The organism is Rhodococcus sp. 15-2388-1-1a, assembly GCF_002259145.1.
Taxonomy (GTDB): domain Bacteria; phylum Actinomycetota; class Actinomycetes; order Mycobacteriales; family Mycobacteriaceae; genus Rhodococcoides.
Genome location: NZ_NPFP01000008.1, coordinates 765,713 through 785,868 on the forward strand (window position 1 = coordinate 765,713; position 20,156 = coordinate 785,868).

General features: G+C 63.1%; 19 protein-coding genes. 9 read left to right on the forward strand and 10 right to left on the reverse strand.

Going from position 1 to position 20,156, the window contains the following annotated elements; genetic code table 11:
- The first annotated feature begins 82 nt into the window (after window positions 1–82).
- On the forward strand, window positions 83–679 hold the full coding sequence (locus CH302_RS07970; RefSeq protein ID WP_037189282.1) for a hypothetical protein: 597 nt from the start codon (window positions 83–85) through the stop codon (window positions 677–679).
- A 55-nt stretch (window positions 680–734) separates the two neighbouring features.
- On the opposite strand, the gene pabB is transcribed toward CH302_RS07970, so the two are convergent.
- The 3 genes from pabB to CH302_RS07985 all read right to left on the reverse strand — a co-directional run bounded on the left by pabB (window position 735) and on the right by CH302_RS07985 (window position 3,825).
- Entirely contained in the window at window positions 735–2,807 is a 2,073-nt protein-coding gene (pabB, locus tag CH302_RS07975) for an aminodeoxychorismate synthase component I (protein WP_037189281.1), read from the reverse strand.
- Window positions 2,808–2,817: 10 nt separating this feature from the next.
- Entirely contained in the window at window positions 2,818–3,207 is a 390-nt protein-coding gene (locus CH302_RS07980) for a chorismate mutase family protein (RefSeq protein WP_230596206.1), read from the reverse strand.
- A 279-nt stretch (window positions 3,208–3,486) separates the two neighbouring features.
- Window positions 3,487–3,825, reverse strand: coding sequence for an RNA polymerase-binding protein RbpA (locus CH302_RS07985; RefSeq protein ID WP_027497120.1), 339 nt, complete (start codon window positions 3,823–3,825; stop codon window positions 3,487–3,489).
- A gap of 192 nt (window positions 3,826–4,017) precedes the next feature.
- Between CH302_RS07985 and CH302_RS07990 the strand changes: the two genes are divergently transcribed.
- The 3 genes from CH302_RS07990 (at window position 4,018) to CH302_RS08000 (ending at window position 6,780) form a co-directional block, all read left to right on the forward strand.
- Complete coding sequence (locus CH302_RS07990; protein WP_037189280.1) at window positions 4,018–4,350, forward strand: hypothetical protein; 333 nt, start codon at window positions 4,018–4,020, stop codon at window positions 4,348–4,350.
- A gap of 91 nt (window positions 4,351–4,441) precedes the next feature.
- Entirely contained in the window at window positions 4,442–4,897 is a 456-nt protein-coding gene (locus CH302_RS07995; protein WP_032398482.1) for a tellurite resistance TerB family protein, read from the forward strand.
- Between the two features lie 209 nt (window positions 4,898–5,106).
- On the forward strand, window positions 5,107–6,780 hold the full coding sequence (locus CH302_RS08000) for a cation:proton antiporter family protein (protein ID WP_082323577.1): 1,674 nt from the start codon (window positions 5,107–5,109) through the stop codon (window positions 6,778–6,780).
- Window positions 6,781–6,840: 60 nt separating this feature from the next.
- Here the strand turns inward: CH302_RS08000 and CH302_RS08005 are convergent, their stop codons facing one another.
- From CH302_RS08005 to CH302_RS08020, 4 genes are all read right to left on the reverse strand, one after another.
- Window positions 6,841–7,920 (reverse strand): GGDEF domain-containing protein, encoded by a 1,080-nt coding sequence (locus CH302_RS08005; protein WP_037189279.1) that lies wholly within the window; start codon window positions 7,918–7,920, stop codon window positions 6,841–6,843.
- A gap of 511 nt (window positions 7,921–8,431) precedes the next feature.
- Window positions 8,432–9,583, reverse strand: coding sequence for a GNAT family N-acetyltransferase (locus CH302_RS08010; protein WP_037189986.1), 1,152 nt, complete (start codon window positions 9,581–9,583; stop codon window positions 8,432–8,434).
- Between the two features lie 47 nt (window positions 9,584–9,630).
- The gene (locus CH302_RS08015) at window positions 9,631–10,305 is read right to left on the reverse strand and encodes a hypothetical protein (RefSeq protein WP_037189278.1); all 675 of its coding nucleotides are present in this window, start codon (window positions 10,303–10,305) and stop codon (window positions 9,631–9,633) included.
- 116 nt (window positions 10,306–10,421) lie between these two features.
- The gene (locus CH302_RS08020) at window positions 10,422–10,895 is read right to left on the reverse strand and encodes a hypothetical protein (RefSeq protein ID WP_037189277.1); all 474 of its coding nucleotides are present in this window, start codon (window positions 10,893–10,895) and stop codon (window positions 10,422–10,424) included.
- A gap of 80 nt (window positions 10,896–10,975) precedes the next feature.
- Between CH302_RS08020 and CH302_RS08025 the strand changes: the two genes are divergently transcribed.
- Both CH302_RS08025 and CH302_RS08030 read left to right on the forward strand, forming a co-directional pair.
- Window positions 10,976–11,470, forward strand: a complete 495-nt coding sequence (locus tag CH302_RS08025; protein WP_037189276.1) for a hypothetical protein — start codon at window positions 10,976–10,978, stop codon at window positions 11,468–11,470.
- Window positions 11,467–11,856, forward strand: a complete 390-nt coding sequence (locus tag CH302_RS08030) for a transcriptional regulator (protein ID WP_052047483.1) — start codon at window positions 11,467–11,469, stop codon at window positions 11,854–11,856. The genes CH302_RS08025 and CH302_RS08030 overlap by 4 nt, the downstream gene beginning before the upstream one ends.
- 8 nt (window positions 11,857–11,864) lie before the next feature.
- Here CH302_RS08030 and CH302_RS08035 read toward each other — a convergent pair whose 3' ends face one another.
- The gene (locus tag CH302_RS08035; RefSeq protein ID WP_052047482.1) at window positions 11,865–12,365 is read right to left on the reverse strand and encodes a GNAT family N-acetyltransferase; all 501 of its coding nucleotides are present in this window, start codon (window positions 12,363–12,365) and stop codon (window positions 11,865–11,867) included.
- An 824-nt stretch (window positions 12,366–13,189) separates the two neighbouring features.
- Between CH302_RS08035 and CH302_RS08040 the strand changes: the two genes are divergently transcribed.
- A complete protein-coding gene (locus CH302_RS08040; protein ID WP_052047481.1) occupies window positions 13,190–15,385 on the forward strand; it encodes a sensor domain-containing protein in 2,196 nt (731 codons plus the stop codon).
- A 132-nt stretch (window positions 15,386–15,517) separates the two neighbouring features.
- Here CH302_RS08040 and CH302_RS08045 read toward each other — a convergent pair whose 3' ends face one another.
- Window positions 15,518–15,982 carry a hypothetical protein gene (locus tag CH302_RS08045; protein WP_141216608.1) on the reverse strand — a complete coding sequence of 155 codons (465 nt, stop codon included), beginning with the start codon at window positions 15,980–15,982 and terminating at the stop codon, window positions 15,518–15,520.
- A gap of 118 nt (window positions 15,983–16,100) precedes the next feature.
- On the opposite strand from CH302_RS08045, the gene helR reads away from it, so the two are divergent.
- Entirely contained in the window at window positions 16,101–18,278 is a 2,178-nt protein-coding gene (gene helR, locus CH302_RS08050) for an RNA polymerase recycling motor ATPase HelR (RefSeq protein WP_037189274.1), read from the forward strand.
- Here helR and CH302_RS08055 read toward each other — a convergent pair.
- The gene (locus CH302_RS08055) at window positions 18,239–19,138 is read right to left on the reverse strand and encodes a LysR family transcriptional regulator (protein ID WP_037189273.1); all 900 of its coding nucleotides are present in this window, start codon (window positions 19,136–19,138) and stop codon (window positions 18,239–18,241) included. The two genes, helR and CH302_RS08055, sit on opposite strands and share 40 nt — an antisense overlap.
- A gap of 72 nt (window positions 19,139–19,210) precedes the next feature.
- Between CH302_RS08055 and dapA the strand changes: the two genes are divergently transcribed.
- A complete protein-coding gene (gene dapA / locus CH302_RS08060; protein ID WP_052047480.1) occupies window positions 19,211–20,155 on the forward strand; it encodes a 4-hydroxy-tetrahydrodipicolinate synthase in 945 nt (314 codons plus the stop codon).
- Window position 20,156 lies beyond the last annotated feature (1 nt).

Here is a 20,156-nt window from a genome sequence, read left to right on the forward strand (position 1 = left end):
CATCGAAGGGCAGATCTACGAATACCATCGGCATTCGACACGAATGCCGTCGAATACGAATCACAACCACCAGGGGACAGAAGTGAAACTGATCAGAACAGCAACGGTAGCGGTGGCGTTGACCGCTGCGGTGGCCACCGGTGCAGGCCATGCTGTGGCAGACCCGTCGTCGGACCCGGTGAACTACGAGACGTCGGTCAACCCCGACGGAACGGTCACCACCGTCCTCGATGCCGGACTGTTCCGGGTCGATGCCACGAGCGAGACCGTGTCCATCATCGACCAGGCCGGCGCCACGGTTGCATCTGTTCCGCTGGAGTACACCATCAACGGCACCGTCTATTCGATCGCACCGCTGATCGGTGCCGAGGGCCGCGAACTGACGTTGACTCCGCAGACGGTTCCCGTCGCCGAGGTCGCAGGTCCGCGGACCAAGCAGCAGGCATTCGACAACATGGTCAACCAGCTCGCCATCGGCTGGAACAACGGCGGCGGTGTCGGCACGGCGATCGGCGCAGGCCTCGGTTTCGCCATCGGCTGTGTGTCGATCTTCCCGAACTTCATCTCCGGGTGCATCATCGGAACCGTCATCGGTACGGTGGCCGGCGCAGTCATCGGCACCAGCAACGGAAACCCGCAGGCCCAGCCTGCTGTGTTCGAATACTTCACCACTCCGTAAGGCAGGACGGCCTCGAGCCGAAGGATCTACGAACAGCGGGTGGAGCGCGTGTGCTCTACCCGCTGTTCGCTGTCCGCCCGGTCAGCGCTCGGCGCATCGACACAGCCTTGACCATCGTCTCCTCGAATTCCTCGTCGGGATCCGACAGTGCCACGATCGCGCCACCCACCCCGTAGGTCACTTCGTGTTCGGTGGCCACGATCGTGCGAATGACGATCGAGAAGTCCGCGGTGCCGGTGATCGAGAAGTAACCGATGGCACCCGAGTACACCCCCCGCGGTCCGTCTTCGAGCTTGTCGATGATCGCCATCGTGCGGATCTTCGGTGCTCCCGTCATCGATCCACCCGGAAACGCAGCACGGATGCAGTCCGCCGCGGACGCGTCGTCGCGCAGGCGACCACGAACGGTCGAGACCAATTGGTGTACCGGAGCGTAGGTTTCGACATCGAACAGCTTGGGCACGTGTACCGACCCCGGCACGCACACCTGGGCGAGGTCGTTGCGCACCAGGTCCACGATCATCAGGTTCTCTGCCTTGTCCTTCTCGTTCGCGACGAGGTCCGCCTTGAGTGCGTTGTCGTCCTCCGCTGTGGCCCCGCGGGGACGCGTTCCCTTGATCGGTTTGGACTCGACGATGCGGTCGGCGTCGATGCGCAAGAAGCGTTCCGGAGACGCACTCAACACGGACAGCTCGGGGAACTTCAGCAGCGCACTGTACGGAGTGGGGTTGATCTCGCGCATGTACGAGTAAGTGGCGGTTGCGTCGATGGAACCGGCTACGGTCGCCGTGTTGGTCAAGCAGACCTCGTACGTCTCACCGGAGCGAATCTCGGCAAGGCACTGGGAAATCAGATCCAGATAGTGGGCACGGTCGTGGCGCAGTCGGGGCTCGAGCGACCGATCGGCTCCGAGTAGTGGAGTGCCGGTCGCAGGCGCACCCGCACGGTCGACCGAGGTGGCCTTTCGGGACAGGCCACGCAGGGTGTCGGTGACCGAGTCGAACCACTGCGCCAACACAGGATCCCCGGGGGTGGTGGCCAACCCCATCAGATAGAGGGTGCCTGCCTCGTGGTCGAACACCAGCGCGCGATCTGCGAAGACCATCGATGCGTCGGGAGTCGCAGCTGTGTGAACCAGCTGCCCACCGGTGTCCGCCTTGAGTTCGTAACCCAGGTACCCCACGTAGCCGAGCCCGAAAGCAAACGGTAAGTCGTGCCGAGGGGGAGTGGCCCGCTCTCGCAATCGGTCGTCGATGTAGTCGAAGAATGTCGAGTGGATGAGCTCGGTCGTACCGTCGGCACCCTGCACGGTCACCGTCGTCTCGGCAACCGAATAGGTCACGTACTCAGCGTGGGGACCCGAGCAGTCGCCCATGACGGTGAACCTGCAGTCGGGTTCGAGAGCCGCGCTGCCGTCCAGCCAGAAACTCTTCGAGCCGTCCGCGAAGAGGGCTTCGAATACCTGCTCGGAATCGAAAGCCTCGTCGAGCGAACGTGTCTCGATGGTGAACATCGAATCCTGAGTACGCGCAGCACTCGATGCACTCGATTGTGCCAGTGTCAGATCGCGGAAGTTGGCGAGAAGTTCACGGCCGTATTCGGTACTGATCGACTCGGGATGGAACTGAACTCCCCACATGGGCTTGCTGCGGTGCCGAACTGCCATGACCAGTCCGTCGGGCGTCCATGCGACTTCCTCGAAGTCGGCAGGGGTACGGGTCACGACGAGCGAGTGGTACCGCACAACCGAGTACGGCGACGGAATCCCGGCGAACAGATCCACACCGGTATGAGTGATGTCGGTGATCCTGCCGTGCATCGGCGCCGGCGCGAGATCCACGGTGCCACCGAACAGATGACACAGACCCTGATGCCCGAGGCACACGCCGAGTATCGGTAGACCGGACTCGTTGATCACTCGGGCACTGATCCCGAAGTCCTGCTCCAGATCCGGGCGCCCGGGACCGGGCGAGATCACGACATTGTCGTAGGCATCGAAATCCAGTGACGTCCATTCGACGTCGTTCTTGACCACCGTCGGCGGCCGACCGTTCACCTCGGCCAGAAGGCTGTACAGGTTGTAGGTGAACGAATCGTAATTGTCCACCAGGAGCGTATGGATCGTCATCGGGGTGCTTCTACCGTTCACTGTCGAGGCCGGGCGGCGGAGAATCGATGATCGAATCCTCGACGCGACATGCCTCTGCAATCATCGATCGGTACAGATCTTCGAGAAAGTCGGGAGACAAACCGTTGGCCGATGCGAAGTCTCTCGCTCGCTCGGTCACCAGCCCGACGCGGCCCGGTTGCATCATCGGAATCGCGTGTTCACGTTTTACGTGTGCAACACGTACACACACATCGATGCGATCTCGAATTGCAGCGCGAAGAACTTCGTCGATTCCGTCCAACTCGCGCCTCAACTCCGCAAGCTTTTGCTCGCCGACCGCACGATGACCTTCCGATTCCGCTTCGGAGGCCGCCGTACGCAAAGCGTCGGTCGAGCGCTGATCAGAATCCTGGCTCACGAGTTGTTGCCCCCTGATTTATCGACTCCGGTGCTGCTGTTTATCGGTATTTTCCGACAACCGTTACGGCGACCGTTCACGAATCGTCCACCTGTGTGACAACCGATACTCGATGATGTCACCTCGGACTGTCACGCCGCCACTCGATCGTAATTGGAATCCCTGTTCAGGCGACAATGAATGCAACAAAGCGAACGAAAACATCTAATGGGTTCGAAATACATAAAAAACTGCACCGCCGGATTGTTTCCAATCAGGCGGTGCAGTGAGCAACGACAATCATGCGCCGCGGCGCTTCACCTTCAGCAGGTCCAAGCGCTCCTTGAGAAGTTCCTCGAGCTCGTCGACCGAACGACGCTCGAGCAGCATGTCCCAGTGGGTACGGGGAGGCTTGACCTTCTTGGCCTCCGGCGCGGTGCCCTCGATCAGCGACCCTTCCAACCCGTTGCGGCATGCCCACGTTCCGGGGATCTCGGCATCGTCGGCGAACGGTACGTCGAACTCCTCGCCGTTGTCGCACCGGTAGCGCGCAACGCGGCGGGGAGCCAGGTCGTGATCACGGTCGGTCTCGTAGCTGACCGCTCCCAGTCGGCTACCTCGAAGTACACGATCTGCCATGGTGAAGTCCTCTCCATCGATAGTAGGTACGTGCGTCGAAGCCATCCGTCGACATCGAACTACACCGTCTACCCACTGATCTACAACGTCGCCGCGCGCCGGTTCGTTCCCGGGCCGATGAGCCCCGGTGCGGTCCCATCGGCGCAGCTTATCGAGCGATCTTACCTCGCGACCGCAGTAGGCTGAACGACCATGTCCGCCAGAACCCGCCGCGACCAGACCTGCGCCTGGTGTGGGCGCCCGGTCGCCGACACCGGAACCGGCCGCAAGCGGCGGTACTGCCGTCAATCGTGCCGTCAACGCGCCTACGAGCAGCGCAGCGCAATCAAAGGAACGTCGATTCCCGACGACGCCGTCGTGCTGACCGCCGAGGAGGTGTCGGCGGCGGCCGACCGAGCGTTCGAGGTTCGGTGTGCCGCCGAGGATGTCGGCACGGCGGTGGCGGAAGGGGCCGACGCCGCGGAACTGCACCGACTGTGTGCCGAACTGTTGGCCAAGGCGCACGACGCAGAGCGGCTGCGCTGAACTGCGGTTCCCGTCTCGTTCACCGACTCCATGGACAATGGTCGTACCGTCCGTGCGACTGCGCGGACGGTACGACCTAGTGAGGAGCTCCATGGCGTTCTGGGATCAACTCAAGTCCAAGGCACAGGAATTGAACGGCCAGCTGCAGACCAAGACCAGCCAGTTCAAGAACAAGGAATTCGCCAACGGCAGCATGGCCATGTGTGCCCTGATCGCGGCGGCGGACGGCACCATCGATCCTGCCGAGCGCCAGAAAACGGCATCCCTGATCGCCGGCAACGAGGCCCTGCGGGTGTTCGAGCCCGACGAGCTTCGGCAGAAGTTCGACTGGTACTGCGACAAGCTGCAAGGAGACTTCGACTTCGGGAAGGTCGAGGCGACAGCGACGATCGGCAAGTTGAAGTCGAAGCCCGACCAGGCACGAGCCGTCATCCAGATCGGCATCATCATCGGCGGCGCGGACGGGCATTTCGACGATCACGAGAAGGCTGCCGTACGCAATGCGTGCTTCGCAGTCGGAATCGATCCGGCCGAGTTCGAGCTCTGAGACCTTCCGCACGGAGGGACCGGTAGCTCGATCGTGCTCACGGCGATCGACGAAGTCATCTGACGACTTCGTCGATCGCCGTTCTCGTCGGCAGTCGTGCGCTGTGAAATACCCGGATTGCCGGGATACTGGGGGCACTCCGACGGCATGTGCCGATGTCGTCGATCCGTTGGAGATCCGGTTGCAGCCCACCAGCAAAGGGACCGTGCATGACAATTGCCGCGATCTACCTCGTCGTCGCCTTCGGTTTGGGCGGACTTGCCATGGTGGTACGGCTACCTCCCCTGGTCGGGTTTCTCGCTGCCGGTTTCGTCATCAATGCGCTCGATGTCGGTGAGGTGCCCCAGCTCGAGCTCATCGCCGATCTGGGCGTGACGCTGCTGTTGTTCGCTATCGGCCTCAAGCTCGACGTTCGTATTCTTCTGCGCCGGGAGGTGTGGCTGACGACCTCGGTGCACCTGGTGGCGAGCATCGTGGTCGGTACCACCGTGCTGTGGCTCGCCGCCGTCGCCGGATTGGCCATGTTGTCCGGCCAGAGCCTGACGACGATAGCGTTGCTCGCCTTTGCGATGTCGTTCTCGAGCACAGTGTTCGTGGTCAAAGTTCTCGAAGAGCGAGGGGAGTCGCACGCCCTCTACGGGCGCGTGGCGATCGGTGTCCTGGTCATGCAGGACATCGTTGCCGTGGTTTTCCTCACGATCACCAGCGGTTCACTACCGAGCCCATGGGCGGTGACGCTCGTACTGCTGTGGCCGGTGACGCGGATCCTTCGGAGAATATGGAGCGGACTGGGCCACGGCGAGATGCAATCGCTGTTCGGCATCGTGATGGCGCTGGTCCCGGGTTACGCATTGTTCTCCGCCCTCGGACTCAAAGGGGACCTGGGCGCGCTGATCATCGGCGTGTTGCTGGCATCGCATCCGGCCTCGTCCGAACTGTCACGATCGCTGTTCCACATCAAGGAACTGCTCCTGGTCGGCTTCTTCGTCTCGATCGGTCTGTCCGGGTTGCCGGACCTACCCAGTCTTGGCGTCGCCCTGCTCATGGTGCTTCTGCTGCCACTCAAATCCGTCCTGTACCTGGGCTTGTTCGCCATGATGAAGTTGCGATATCGGACCGCGCTCCTCGCCGGACTGAGCCTGATGAACTACTCCGAGTTCGGTCTGATCGTCGTTTCGGTAGGTGTGACGACCGGCCTCCTCGCACCGGCATGGCTGGTCGAAATGTCGATAGCCGTAGCTCTGAGTTTTGTCGCGTCGGCTCTGGTGAACGGCCGTGGGCACCTGATGGTCGAGAAGATCGCGACACGTCTGCCCGAGCAGGACGAGCAGAGCCTGCATCCCGAGGAGCGATCCGGCGACGCCGGCGACGCCGAGGTCGTCGTGATCGGCATGGGTCGTGTCGGATTCGCGGCCTATCAGCGACTCACCGATCACTACCGTCTCGATGTGGTGGGAGTCGACTACGACGGGCCTCGTATTCGCCGCCTCGCCGATCAAGGACTGCGAGTCATCGAGGGGGACGCAACCGATCTCGATTTCTGGAATCAACTGCGGCATTCCGAGTCGGTCCGCATTGCCGTGCTCGCGATGCCACGTCACGGTGCCAACGTCACAGCACTCGCCTGTCTGCGCGAATCCGGATTCAGTGGAACGGTCGCAGCCGTGGCTCGCTACGACGACGAAGTGCAGTGGGCCAAGGAGCACGGCGTGGACATCGCGTTCAACGTCTACGCAGGTGCGGGATTGGAGTTGGCGGATCAGGTGGGTGCTACGCCCCCCGATCCCGTCGGCGACGAATTCGACCCCGCTCTCGGGACGCACGAAAACGAGAAGTTTCCCAGATCTACAACGGAACCGGTACCTCTCGAGGAACGTCCGTGACCGACGCGCGTGACCACCCAACGCCGAGTGGAAGGCGCAGGCCGGGGGAGAGACACCTGCTCACGCCGGCCAGCGACTGCGTTTCGCGCGATACATCTCCGAGTCCGCGATGCGCAGTACGTCGTGCGCAGACTGCCGAACATCGCTGTCCGCGTCGATGTGTACGGCCGCCGACCCGACGCTGACGGTGAGTCCGGACAACATCCGGGCCTCTGTCAGGCTCGCTACGAGGTCATCGGTTCGAGCAGCGAGGTCGGCACGCCGACCGACGGCGATGCATGCGAACTCGTCACCGCCCAATCGTGCAACGATCCAGCGGTTTGCGGCCAACGCTCGCAGATGCTGGGCAACGTCGACCAGGACAGCGTCGCCGGTGTGGTGTCCGTAGTTGTCGTTGACACGCTTCATCCCGTCGACGTCGGCGGCGACGGCGCATATCACCCTGGGTTCGACATCCGACGTCGCCATCGCGGTGGCAGCAACCGCGGCGAACAGCCCGCGACGGTTGTGTAGACCGGTCAGCGGATCGACCAGCGATTCTCTTGCACGAGAACGGAGTTCGCTCACGTACACCACCAAGACCAGCGGAGAGGCGAATATCAACAACATGGTCAAGCTGTGTGCGGCGACGACCCAGCCGCTGGCGATGTCGGCCTGGACCGTGCGTACGGCCACGACGGACAGAATGGCCGTAGCGAAAAGCATATGTATGGCGCAGGGGAGTGGCGGCACCGCTATTACGGCCAGCATCGTGACGACAGCGAACAAGACCGTTCCGCCCATTGCCGTCAACGCCGTGTCTTTCATCACCAGACTGACCGCGATGGATATATCCGAATACACGATGAACGCGCTCAGCAGACGCCGGCCGGGCCATCTGCCGAACACCCAACGCAGCGCCACCGGAAACGCGGTCAGACTGATGGCGACCACCGCATACACTCGCCAACCGCTGTACTCCTCGGACGGTGCGCTGAGCAATCCGATGAGCCCGATCGAGAACGTACCCAAGCCGACGATCAATCGAATGAGGCGAGTTCGAGTCGCGTCCAGATCCAACCACTCCGACACCGACGTGTCCTCGCGTGGGCGTGACGCATTTCGACCCGAGGCCGAGCTGAACGGACGAACGGCAAACATCGAGTGACCTTCGGCTGGTTTTGCCCCGAGCAACAATCCCTCGGAGCGTAACAGGAACGGGTGATTCGACCAGTCGATCGGCCAGTACTGACCACAACGACTGTTTGTGCCTCGAGCGATTATCGCCGATGTCAGGTGGCAACAAATGGCAGTTCCGCTCCATCACATCGAATCGTCACTGTGACGATTCGATGTGATGGAGCTGGACCTGGAGTCGACCCCAGGAGGCGAACAGAAAAGGGCCGCCCGGGTTACGTCGATACCGAGCATTCCATCGATCCGCGGCGAGCAGCCGCCTGCTGGGCAACTCCACGGATGACCGCCGGAGGCCACTCGAGAAAGCGGATTGCCGATGGACAGGCGACAAGGACCTACCCGGAATGTATCAGCGCACGCGAGATGACCTGCCGACCATCGACACGGCCTCCGAGCTGCGGCCATATTTTGCCGATAATCGACATTATGTCAAGTAAACGGGATGTGTCGATACCCGATGCTGCCCCACGACGGTTCAGACCGATCGCAGAAAACAGCGAGCAGACTCGAGCCGATCGGCGTCGTAGTCTTCCCATTTCGCCGCAGGGACATCCTGACGCCCGACCTCGACGAAACTGCGCTTGGCGAAGAACTCCGCGGCTTCACTGCTGACGGTGACCGCGAAGAGATTCGCGATACCCCTCGTGCGGCAGACCTCCAACAATCCGTCCATCAGCAGGCCACCCGCTCCCAGTCCGGAGAATTCGGCGACTGTGATCAAACCCGACACTTCGCCGAATCCCGTTCCGGCGTAACGGTCCACCTCGAGTCCGACGATACCGGCGAGGTGCCCGGTGCGCAGCACTCGCGCACCGAGCCCTCCGACAGCCATCCTGGCAATCTCGATCCGACTGCGTTGCTTGAGAACCCCTTCTCGCACTCCCTGTGCGACCAATGCCTCGATTGCCGAGAAATCGTCCACCTGCAGCGAGGCCAGATGAAGGTAGCGCCCTTGGGTCAGGACAGTCCCCCGACCGTCGAATGTGAACAGCTCGAATTCGAGATCCTCGGCACGGCAGAGGTTTACGCTGTATGCACCGCCTGCAAGTGCTGCCTCGGCCGCGGGCGCGAAATCGTCGAGCCCACGCTCGGACAGGTGTGCGACCAGACGCTCGCGGTGCAGGTCGATGTCGGCGAAGCTTCGACGAGGATTGCCCCAACCCCCGCCCGGATCGGTCAGGACCATCTTCGACGCGCGCACGCTCGCAGACACGGTGCCGGCAGTGCGCGCGACAGCGGCCGCCTCCGCCCCGATCACGACGTACTCCGAGTCCGCGATGGCCAGCCACAGACGGGCGACGGACTCGTCGTCCCAGACAGTCGCACCGGCCAAGGCCACACCACCGACTGCAGCGGTGACTTCCGAAACGTAGTCGACCGAAACCACAAAAATGAACCGCGTATCGCCAGTGCCGAACTCCCCGACGGTTCGTTCCACTGCGTCCAGCGCTGCGCTGCTCAGCATGGGAAGGGCGATCACGATCGTGACCCCGCGGAACTCCTCGATGAAGAAATCGCGCTCGGAAACAGGCACCCCGCTGGACGTCGTTTCGATCGTCGCCTCGCGCGGGACCGCTGCCCGCGGCCGCAATTTACGTGGGTTGGCGCGCAGATCGTAGTTCGTCATGATGGGTCCCAGTGTGGACTGTCGGCCCACACCCCGCAACGTCCGAATCAGTAGGTGTAGTTGATATCTCGGGAGAACGTGAATCCGCCCATAGGTGCGGTGCAGGCGACGATGTCGTCGGCCCCGGATCGGCATACCACGCCCTCGACCGACAGCACCTGGCCGAACTCGAGCACCGGTGCGTTCGCATCCACATAGATGCCCTGCGTAGTGCACATGCTTTCCGAACCTGCGGCGGTCACGCGAACAGCGACCTTGTCGTTCTCGGCATTCGAGCATTGCGGTCCCTCGAAGGGATTCCTGCCGTCCGCGGCCTGACATCCCACTCGCCCCTCGGGACCGTCGGCATCCCAGATGCCGCAGGAGATGTTGCCCGTCGGCGAAATGAAGTTGTATTTATCACTCCCCGTCCGGAACATCACGGGATCGACGTTGCCTGGTTCGTCTCCCGACGGCTGCAAGATCGCACCGCCACCACCCGGCACCAGGTCCGCTGCTTCCTCCGGGGTTCGCATCGGCGGAACGACTACCGATTCCTGTGGGGATTCGGCCTCGAGCTGAGTCGGCGGCTCGGCCACAACCGACGACGGGGTGGTCGTCCCTGAGGGCGTAGCCGTCGTATCCGGCGTGGCGCTGGTGTCCGAATCGCCACTTGCACAACCACCTAGGGCCAACCCGCACACAGTCGCGACCAGAACAACGGACTTCCGAGCAATTCCCACGTTTCCTCTTTCCTCTTTCGAGTCGATACCAAGACGTCATGGTGTCGGCGCACGCGTGGTCAGTGAACCGACACCAGAGTTCCCCGCCTGCCGGAAGCCGGTTCGATCGACATCATTCAGCGGGCCGGCACTTCGAAGGTGGGACTCGGTGCATGCGCGGCACTCGTTCTGAAGGTAACCGTGAGCGGCCCCTCCCCTGTCTCGATGTCCAGGTAAGGGTTTGCCACATTGGGGCCCATGAACCGCCAGCTCGCCACCCGCTGCTCGGCGGTTCCGCTGAGTCCGGTGTCGTGGTTACGCCAATCCGCATAGATGCTCAGATAGCACTCGTAGTCGGCTGATCCAGTCCATGCCGGGCTGTACAGGTGGGTGGTGAAATTCGCACGAATCTCGTTGGGCGCGTAGCCGCTCTGGACATTCACATCGACGGTGCCGCCGAAACATTGGGGAACCTCGGCGAGCGTATGGATCCGTTGTTGCGGCGAGAAGTACCTCTCCTGGGCACCGGCTTGTGCGGCGCTGGTTCCGATCACGGCTGCGAGCGCGCTGGCGAGGACGAGTGAACGAGTGACGACCGGGTGCTTCTTCATGACCCTCCATGGATGTGCGCTGTGTACTTTCAGGATTCAACGTAACACTTGCCTATGTGGAAAGTGTTAGAGTTGCCAATATGGAAAGCCATCAGTCACCGGACAACGCACGCGATCTGCTGGGTGCACTTCACGCCGATCGCGTCTCTCTCGCAGATCGTCTCGCCGCACCGTTCTGGTTCTACCCGGCCTTCGCCGCACTGACCGCCTTGTACGTAGGCACACCGGCGTTGCCGGACGGCAACGTGAGTGCGGCATTCGCCGCCGTCCCGGTTGCGGCAGCAGCAACGTTGGCTCTGCTCTACCCCCGCATATCCGGGGTGCGGCCGGCGGCAGTGGGCCTGATGGGATGGTCTGTTCTCGTGGGACTCCTGGTCGGCGTGCTCGGTTTGTTGAGCATGTCCTATGGCGTGGTGGCGTCTCTGTCTGCGTGGTGGGTGCTTCTGCCGCAGGCCGTGTGCTTCGCCATCGTGCTGTTCGGGGGCCGTCTGTTCGACGGCGTGTACCGAACCCATCTACACGCCGGAGGCGTCCGGCAACTCACAGGTCGCCGGACCAGGAGTAGCTGGTCGTGACCGAATCTCCCGGCGCCGGCCCGAGATTCGACGCCGTCATCCATGCTCCGATCCGTTTGCGCGTCTGCGGAATTCTGCGCCGAACCGACGAGATCGACTTCGCGGTCATACGCGACACACTCGAGATCAGCGACGCGTCGCTGTCGAAACACCTCAAAGCACTCTCGGACGCGGGCTATGTCTCGATGAAGAAGACTGCGTCGCTGTCACGTTCGGACTCGCGGAGATTGACCTGGGTGAAGCTGACAAGCGCCGGACGGGAAGCGTTCGACTCCCATATCGCCGAACTCCATGTCATCGCCCACGGCCACCCGGAACCAACGCCGTCGCGACCACCCCTCGTGACGTGGAGTCCGACCTTCGGTGCCACACCCGAATTGGGCTGAACTGCAAGTCACCGGGCGATATTTTCGCCACCCAGCATCCGAACCAGCCGCCGCTCCACTCGCCCTGATGCGCTGTCCACCTGTGTGACATCGGTTCCGATCCACCCTGCACTCTCGTACACGCGAATTGCGCGGTCGTTGTCATCGATCACCCATAGTTCCAGAGTCGCGCAATCTACAGTGCGCGCATGAGTCTCGACGCTGCGCAACAACTGCGTGGCAATTCCTTCGCCCCACATCGCCGGATCCACAGCCAGGTAGAAGATCTCCAAGATACGACCGCGCGGGGCAAAGAGGACGAAACCGACTGTCCGAAAATCTGTTTCGGCCAGCAGAATCGCCGCACCGGCGACGTCGAGTCTGCGTCTGATCCCCGCGACTGCCGATGACAGGTTGCACGGTGTCCGGCGCCTATCGCGAACGGCCGTCGAGCTCGTCCAGATCGATGCCACCGCGTGCAAGTCGTCGAGATCTCCGGCAACGATGACGGGCCTACCGGAACGATTCATGCGGCCGCACGATCGTGTCGATTCTCGAGCGCTCGCACACCGCCATCAGCTCAGCGTAGCTGCCCGAGGATGGAGTCGACGCGATGTCCTGCCCCCGATCCCATCGATCCCACCGTCCGAGCGTCCCGGCTGCAGGCTTGATCGTTCACCCTCACGCACGGGCAGTTCCTACCCAAATGTGTTGTAGTGCTCGCTGAATCGACCTTTCCGTTCGACGCTTTCGCCTACCCACATCAGTCGACAGCCATGTTCCGACCACGCCCGACTGGGCCGACATGCGGGCCTCGGAGACGTCACCGACATGATTCGCCGCGTGGGGTCGGCAGCACGACGACGGAATCGACCTCCACTCCCCCGCGCTGTGCGCTCTCATCGTGAAAATCGCCGAATCATGAACAGCTACAACCACTTCGGTTCCGACATCACACATCGATTCCTCGGTCGCGTTCGCGTCGAGGATCGGCCGGCGGTGTGGTGACCGTTCCGACGTCCAACAGCTCCGAGGAAGCGACTCGACGACCGCGCCATCCACCAGGTTCGTAGCGCTGACGAACCCGGCCGATGCGCCGACACCGAAGGGTGCGGTGGTCCCATCGAGCATGATCGCCCGGCCTACGGCAGCTCCTGACCGCTACATTCGGCCGGTCGAGGTGACGATGGTGGGCAATGTGGCACACGTCGTCGCTCGACATCCCCTCCACGCACGACAACAGGCAGACCAGGGCAGTTACCCGGCGGGTACTATTCGGGCACAAGGACCGCGAACGCCGAATAACATGGGCCCGGTGCCGCTCGTATCCCGAGTGAAACGGATCGGAGGGCCGATGTTCGATCTCCCGGACGATCCGGTGAGTCTTCGATCCTTCCTGGAACGTTCTCCGGACTTCGTTGCACTGTCCGACGTCACGGGAAAGATCCTGTACATCAATCCGGCAGGTTCGGAACTGATCGGCGTCGAAGACGTGGCAGATATCGGCCAAGTCTCCGCCTTGGATCTGCTGACTTCCGACGGACTCGATCTGACCGACGACATCGCCGCCGGTCTGCTCTCCGAGGGCAAGTGGGAGGGCTACTGCGAGCTGCGCCATCAGGTGACCGGTGCCGGCATGCCGGTCGTGGTCTCTTCCTATGTGATCAGTCGCGCCGATGGTGGCCCCGACGTGGTCGCATCCACCATTCGGCACCGACACACGGTGGAGCAGCGCAGTGCCAGGATGGCGGCCGACGCAGTCATTGCCGGTCGTCACGCGCTCGAGCAGAAGGCTCTCGCCGATCTGAGCCGATTCGCCGTCGTCGCCGAGCTACCCAGATTGCTCACTGCAGCAACCGACACCGCCGCCACCCTGATCGGCGTGGGAAACTCCGCCATCGCCCATCTCGAGCACCCGACCGACCCGTACCTGACCATGGACGCCGCCAGCGGTGCACTCGGCATGCGTCAGGACATTCCGTCCGGGGACGGTTCTCTGGTGGGATTCGTCCTGACTCTCTCGGAGCCTGTCGTGTGCAGCGACAGCCACGCCGAGAAGCGTTTTCGCACCGACACGATGATCTCACTCGGCCTCCGCAGCGGCGTCGGAGTTCCCATCCTCACCGCCGCCGGAAGAGCATGGGGAGTTCTCTCCATCCACAGCGTCGAGGCCCGTCTCTACCGCGACGAAGAAGTATCGTTTCTCAGCTCGGTGGCCGGCATCGTATCCGCGGCGATTCGACGCATCGATCTCGAGCTCCAGCTGCGACGACGTAGTACGCACGACGCCCTGACCGGTCTGCCCAACCGCACCCTCGCATACGAGGTCATCGAATCGGCGTTGGACCGCGCGAGACAACAGTCCGGCACCGTAGCACTGCTTCTGCTCGACATCGACGACTTCAAGATCATCAACGACAGCCTCGGACACGACGCCGGAGACAGGGCGTTGGTCAAATTCGTCGAACGGCTCGCTTCGGCGATCCGAGACGCCGACACCATCGCACGCCTGGGCGGAGACGAATTCTTGATCGTCTGCGAAGGTGTGGACAGCGTTGCTCATGCGGAGGAACTCGCGCGACACATCTCGAGTTCCATCGCCGTTCCCTTCTCCGCCGAGGACGTGCCCATCCCTCTGAGCGCCAGCATCGGTATTGCGGTGTCCGAACCGAATTCGACTCGGCACGAGCTGATCCACCGCGCCGACTTGGCCATGTACCGCGCGAAGGACAGTGGGAGCGGCGGGCATGCGGTGTTCGATCCCACCGATCTCTACGACGCCGATCGCATCAGGTCACTGTCGATCGATCTGCGAACGGCGCTGCGCGCCGACGAACTCACTCTCGCCTATCAACCGTTGGTGGACATCGCCACACGGAAAATCGTTGCCGTCGAGGCACTCGCCCGCTGGAATCACCGAGAACTCGGACCCATCGAGCCGAGCGAATTCGTCGGCGTCGCTGAAAGAACAGGTCTTGCAACACCATTGGGCGCATGGGCGCTGCGTACCGCATGCACGGCCGCGGCGCGGTGGAGAACGTTCTCCGACATCGTGGTTCGCGTCAACGTCAGCGCGCTCCAACTCCGCGATCCCGACTTTCCCACCCAGGTCGCTTCCGTGCTGGCAGAAACGGGACTGCCGGCCTTCGCGCTCGGACTCGAGGTCACCGAAACCGTGTGGGTCGCGGACACCGAACGCGTCGCCGATACCGTCTCTGCCCTGCACGCCATGGGTGTGGCACTCCTGCTCGATGACATGGGTAAAGGCCACAGCTCCATGTCGTATCTCGACCGCTACCCCATGTTCGAGTGCTTCAAGATCGACAAGTCGTACATTGCCCGGCTGCCTGCCCCTCGGGCTCGCGCGATCGTATCGGCCATCGTGTCGCTCGCCCGCGCATTCGACGTCACCGTGGTCGGCGAGGGCGTCGAAACCGAGGAGCAACTCGAAGCACTGGCCGCCACCGGCTGCGATTTCGCGCAGGGATACCTCTTGGGTCGGCCGGTCGGTGCCGGTGCCATCGCTGATCTACTTCTCGGCGATCGATGAATTTCGATCAAAAGGACACACTCGCCGGTCGAGTACACGGACTCCCCCACAATCGAGCTCTCGCATCGGTGCGCGCCGACCGCGCCCGGGACCGAAGCCGAACGATATCGACAGCCTGATCTCGACTGCGAATCACCGATTGCACACAGTGTTTCGTCGGCTCTGATCTGCCAGGACGACGAGCAACCCCGGAATTCCAGCCGTCGTCCACGGTACGACAGCACCCAGTGTCGAGACGGTCTGCACCACTCCGAGTTCACAGAAGTCCGTAGAATTCTCGCAGACGATCGCGTCATACGGCGCTGCCGCCAGGAGGACGAACAACGCCGTCGTGAGAATGGACAGCACCACCGTAAACAGTGCTGCCGTAATTGCTTTCGGCCGTCCGGCAAGCCCTGACCAGCTCCATGCGAGAAGTGAAACAGGGACAGTGAGGCCGATCAGTGCTGCAGCGACACCGGCTTCGCCGCCGTGACCCTCGACTGTCGGTCCGAACAAGAACCCGAATTGCACTGCGCCGCCTGCCAGCACCCCGGTACCGACGAGTGGGAGAAATCCACGCAACAAGGGACCGGTGCGATTCGGTGATGGATACAACGAGCGACGAATCCCTCTTTCCACTTTCAATGTATAGCGCACCCCGGGGCTTGCGGCAAGACCCCGTGCAGGGCTCAGAATGGCTCGCTGCAGCCACGTAGCAATCGATCGGAGTCCTGTGAAACAAGTACACCCGAGTGTTTTCGACCTACCCGACAATCTCGGACACAAGGGCGACCCAGCATCGATCGGCCCTGATGAGCAACACTTTTCAGCAGTCCAGTCGAGTATCGAGAAGTCTCGTCTCGATACGGCGGCGCGGCTGGAGACCGCGCAGAAGTCGTCGGGCCGAATGGGCCGGGAGGTGATGGAACGGGACTTCGAGATACATCGCTTGGGCGGCCGTCTCCGTTCACTCCGTCGATACGGTGTCGATCTGTGCCTGGGTCGCATCGTGACCATCGACACGGACGAGCCGGTGTACATCGGACGACTCGGACTGCTGGGAACCGCGGGCGATCAACTCCTCGTCGACTGGCGCTCCCCCGCAGCCGAACCCTTCTTCGGTGCTACTCACGCCAATCCCATGGGGCTGCGAAGCCGTCGTCGATATCGGTGGACGAACGGCACCATCTCCGACTACTGGGACGAGGTGTTCGACCTGACCGGACCGATGACCGAAACTGCACTGGACGATCAGTCCGCCTTCATCGCCAGTCTGGGTTCGGCACGTTCACCGCGAATGCGTGACGTGCTCGGCACCGTTCAAGCAGATCAGGACGCGATCATTCGTGCGGACTCCCACGGCGCGCTGGTCGTGGACGGTGGTCCTGGAACCGGGAAAACCGTTGTCGCTCTGCATCGCACCGCGTATCTGCTGTACACGCAGTCGCGTCTAGGACACAGTCGCGGCGGCGTGCTCGTCGTCGGCCCACACGAGCCGTACCTCGCCTACGTCTCCGACGTCCTACCGAGTCTGGGCGAGGACGGTGTGCAGACCTGCACCCTCCGGGATCTCGTCGCCGAGGGATCGAACGCGACCGAGGAGACGGATCCTGTTGTGGCGCAACTGAAAGCGACCGCGAACATGACAGTGGCGATCGAGGCGGCCGTTGCGTTCTACGAGCAGCCGCCGACTCGGACCATGATCGTGGAGACCGAATGGGCCGATCTGACATTGACTGCGGTCGATTGGGCCGAGGCGTTCGAGGCACCTGATCCCGGCACTCCGCACAACGAGGCTCGTGAACAGGTCTGGGACCTGCTGCTCACGATTCTGACGGACCGCCACGACGGCGGCGAGACCCCGAAAGACATACGAAAGTCTCTGCAGAACAACAATTCTCTACGTGCAGAGCTGGAACGATCCTGGACGATCATCGACGCTGCCGACCTCGTCGCAGACCTGTGGAGCGTGCCGGCGTACCTTCGCTCGTGTGCACCCTGGCTAGGCACCGAGGACGTCCGCGCGCTCCAACGCCCCGATCCGACCCGATGGACGGAGTCCGATCTGCCGCTGCTCGACGCCGCCCGGATGCGGCTGGGAGATCCCGAGCATGCGCGCCGCACTCGGCGTCGGGAGATAGCCGCAACTGCGGAGCGCGTGCGGATGGACCGCGTCGTCGACGAACTCATGGCCGCCGACGACGACGAGATGATGGCCGCGCAGTTGCGGCAGGACGGGATTCGCGATGCGCTCGTCGATTCGGCGGGCTTCGAGGAGATCCCGTCGGATCCCTTGGTGGGGCCGTTCGCACACGTCGTCGTCGACGAGGCGCAGGAGTTGACCGACGCGCAGTGGCAGATGGTCTTGCGCCGGTGCCCGTCGGGCAGCATCACCATCGTAGGCGATCGCGCGCAAGCGCGGCTGGGATTCGCAGAGTCTTGGCGCGAACGGCTTGCACGTGTGGGACTCGACCGGGTGGAGATCTCCACTCTCGGCGTCAATTACCGCACCCCGCTGGAAGTGATGACCGAGGCCGAGCCGGTGATCCGCGCGGCGCTGCCGGACGCCAATGTTCCGGTCTCCATCCGCAGCACCGGTGTGCCCGTCGAGTACGGTGACGCGGCAGATCTGTCGTCGATCCTCGATCGCTGGCTGGAGTCGAACGTCGACGGAATCGCCTGCGTCATCGGTGATCCCACGTTTCCGCCGTCGGGGCGCATCCGCTCGCTGACACCGCAGTCGACGAAGGGCCTCGAATTCGATCTGGTCGTCCTGATCGACCCGGATTCGTTCGGATCAGGAATCGCCGGTGCCGTGGACAAGTACGTGGCGATGACGCGAGCGACCGGCAATCTGGTCGTCCTGACCACTCAGCGCGAGGCCGCATCGAGGACGTCCAGCACGGCATGAATTGCCGGGCTGGCGTCGGCGCTGCGCCTCCACGCGGCCTCCACCTCACGAACGGGAGCTCGCTCGAGCGGTACCGCGACGAGATCGGCACCGAGCAACGGACGCGCGAGGCGAGGCACGAGAGCGAGGACATCGTCCGCTTCGACCAACGCAAGTTGCGTGGAGAAGTCGTCCACGAGATGGCGAACGTCGACCTCGGCGGACGTCTCGGCGAACAGCCGCCGAAACCACTGGTGGCACACCGTTCCGGCCGGACTCGTCACCCACGGGTACCGAGCGAGTTCGGCAGGGGTCAACGCGATGTCGGGTCGGGCGAGGGGGTGGGTTCGCTTCATGATCACGTCGCCGAAATCCGTGTGAATCCGTTGCCGAACGACCGAGGGCGGAGCTGGCGCGGATACTCCGTCTGCGTCGTGCACGAGCGCCAGGTCTGCAGTCCCGGCAGACACGCTGTGCAGCGCGCGGTCGGGATCCTCCTCGCTGATGTGCACTGTCAGGTCGGGATACCGTCGATTCAGCTCGATCAGTGCGGGTGCCAGCAAACCACGAACCGCGGTCGAGAAGCCGACCAACCGAACGACACCACGTGCCACGCCCTCGTCTGCGGATCGAGCCGCCTCGACACACCGCTCGAGAGCGTCGAACACCTCCCCCGCGGACTCGACCACCGCCCGACCTGCGGGAGTGAGCACGACTCCCCGACCGGCCTGGGCCAGTACCGGGGTGCCGATCTGCCGTTCGAGTCGTTTGATCTGCTGGGAGATCGCCGAGGAGGTGTAGCCGAGCTCGTCGGCGGCGCGCGCGAGGGTGCCCAGAGCTGCCACAGCGCGCAGGGCGTGCAGGGCACTCATGTCGATCATGAAGCAACAGTACGCAGTATTGCGGAAAATACCTCGCTGGACCTTATGTATCGAGCGGTCCACACTCGAACCATGACCACCACTCCGTCGCCGGCCTCGACGATCTTCGGCACGAACCTCGTCGCTGTGGCGACCCCCATGCACCCCGATGGATCGGTCGACAGGTCCGGCGTCGATGCCCTTCTCGCGCACCTGTCGGCGACACGATGCGACGGCGTCGTCATCGCCGGGACAACCGGTGAAGCACCGACCCTGGCAGTCCACGAGATCTCTCGGCTGATCGCCCGTGCCCGCAGGCATCGCGATCACGCTCTTCGAGTGATCGCGGGAATAGGCGCCAACGACACCTCCGCGGGGATCGAGATGGCGCGGTCTGCGGCCGCAGCCGGCGCCGACGCACTGTTGATCACCGCTCCCTACTATTCGCGCCCCACTCAGGCCGGCATCGTGGAGCACATCGTCGCCATCGCCGAGGCAGGTGGGCTGCCCGTCATGGTGTACGACGTCCCGGCGCGCACAGGTGTGGCCGTCGAGGCACCGACGCTCGTCGAGCTCTCCCGCCACCCCCTCATCGGTGCGGTCAAGGACGCGAAGGGTGATCTGTACGAGGCCATGACCGTCATGTCCTCGACGGACCTCGCCTACTACTGCGGAATCGACGAACTCGCGCTCCCCTACCTCGCCTCCGGTGCAACAGGATTGGTCAGCGTCACCGGCAACGTGGTGGCCGACCGCTACGCCGAGCTGATCGCGGCAGTCCGCGTCGGCAACCTCGACAGGGCGAACTCGGTACAGCGATCGCTCCTGCCGTTGACAGACGCCGTCATGCGCACGACGCAGGGAGCCATCATGGCCAAGGCCGCGCTCGTCAGGATCGGGGTCATCTCCGACGCGACCGTGCGACGCCCACTCCTCGAGTCCTCGGCGGCCGACCTGAGACGACTCGACGCCGCGCTGTCCGCCACCGGAATCGATCAGGAATCGAGAAGCGTGCAGGTTCCGGTACGACTAGCCTGAC

Excerpts from the sequence above, each read along its gene's own strand:
- CH302_RS08040 (WP_052047481.1), top strand. The coding sequence starts at position 13,190 with ATGTTCGATCTCCCGGACGATCCGGTGAGTCTTCGATCCTTCCTGGAA.
- CH302_RS08025 (WP_037189276.1), top strand. The coding sequence starts at position 10,976 with ATGGAAAGCCATCAGTCACCGGACAACGCACGCGATCTGCTGGGTGCA.
- CH302_RS08055 (WP_037189273.1), bottom strand. The coding sequence starts at position 19,138 with ATGATCGACATGAGTGCCCTGCACGCCCTGCGCGCTGTGGCAGCTCTG.
- CH302_RS08010 (WP_037189986.1), bottom strand. The coding sequence starts at position 9,583 with ATGACGAACTACGATCTGCGCGCCAACCCACGTAAATTGCGGCCGCGG.
- CH302_RS08035 (WP_052047482.1), bottom strand. The coding sequence starts at position 12,365 with ATGAATCGTTCCGGTAGGCCCGTCATCGTTGCCGGAGATCTCGACGAC.
- CH302_RS08020 (WP_037189277.1), bottom strand. The coding sequence starts at position 10,895 with ATGAAGAAGCACCCGGTCGTCACTCGTTCACTCGTCCTCGCCAGCGCG.
- CH302_RS08000 (WP_082323577.1), top strand. The coding sequence starts at position 5,107 with ATGACAATTGCCGCGATCTACCTCGTCGTCGCCTTCGGTTTGGGCGGA.
- CH302_RS07995 (WP_032398482.1), top strand. The coding sequence starts at position 4,442 with ATGGCGTTCTGGGATCAACTCAAGTCCAAGGCACAGGAATTGAACGGC.
- CH302_RS08005 (WP_037189279.1), bottom strand. The coding sequence starts at position 7,920 with ATGTTTGCCGTTCGTCCGTTCAGCTCGGCCTCGGGTCGAAATGCGTCA.
- dapA (WP_052047480.1), top strand. The coding sequence starts at position 19,211 with ATGACCACCACTCCGTCGCCGGCCTCGACGATCTTCGGCACGAACCTC.
- CH302_RS07990 (WP_037189280.1), top strand. The coding sequence starts at position 4,018 with ATGTCCGCCAGAACCCGCCGCGACCAGACCTGCGCCTGGTGTGGGCGC.
- pabB (WP_037189281.1), bottom strand. The coding sequence starts at position 2,807 with ATGACGATCCATACGCTCCTGGTGGACAATTACGATTCGTTCACCTAC.
- CH302_RS07985 (WP_027497120.1), bottom strand. The coding sequence starts at position 3,825 with ATGGCAGATCGTGTACTTCGAGGTAGCCGACTGGGAGCGGTCAGCTAC.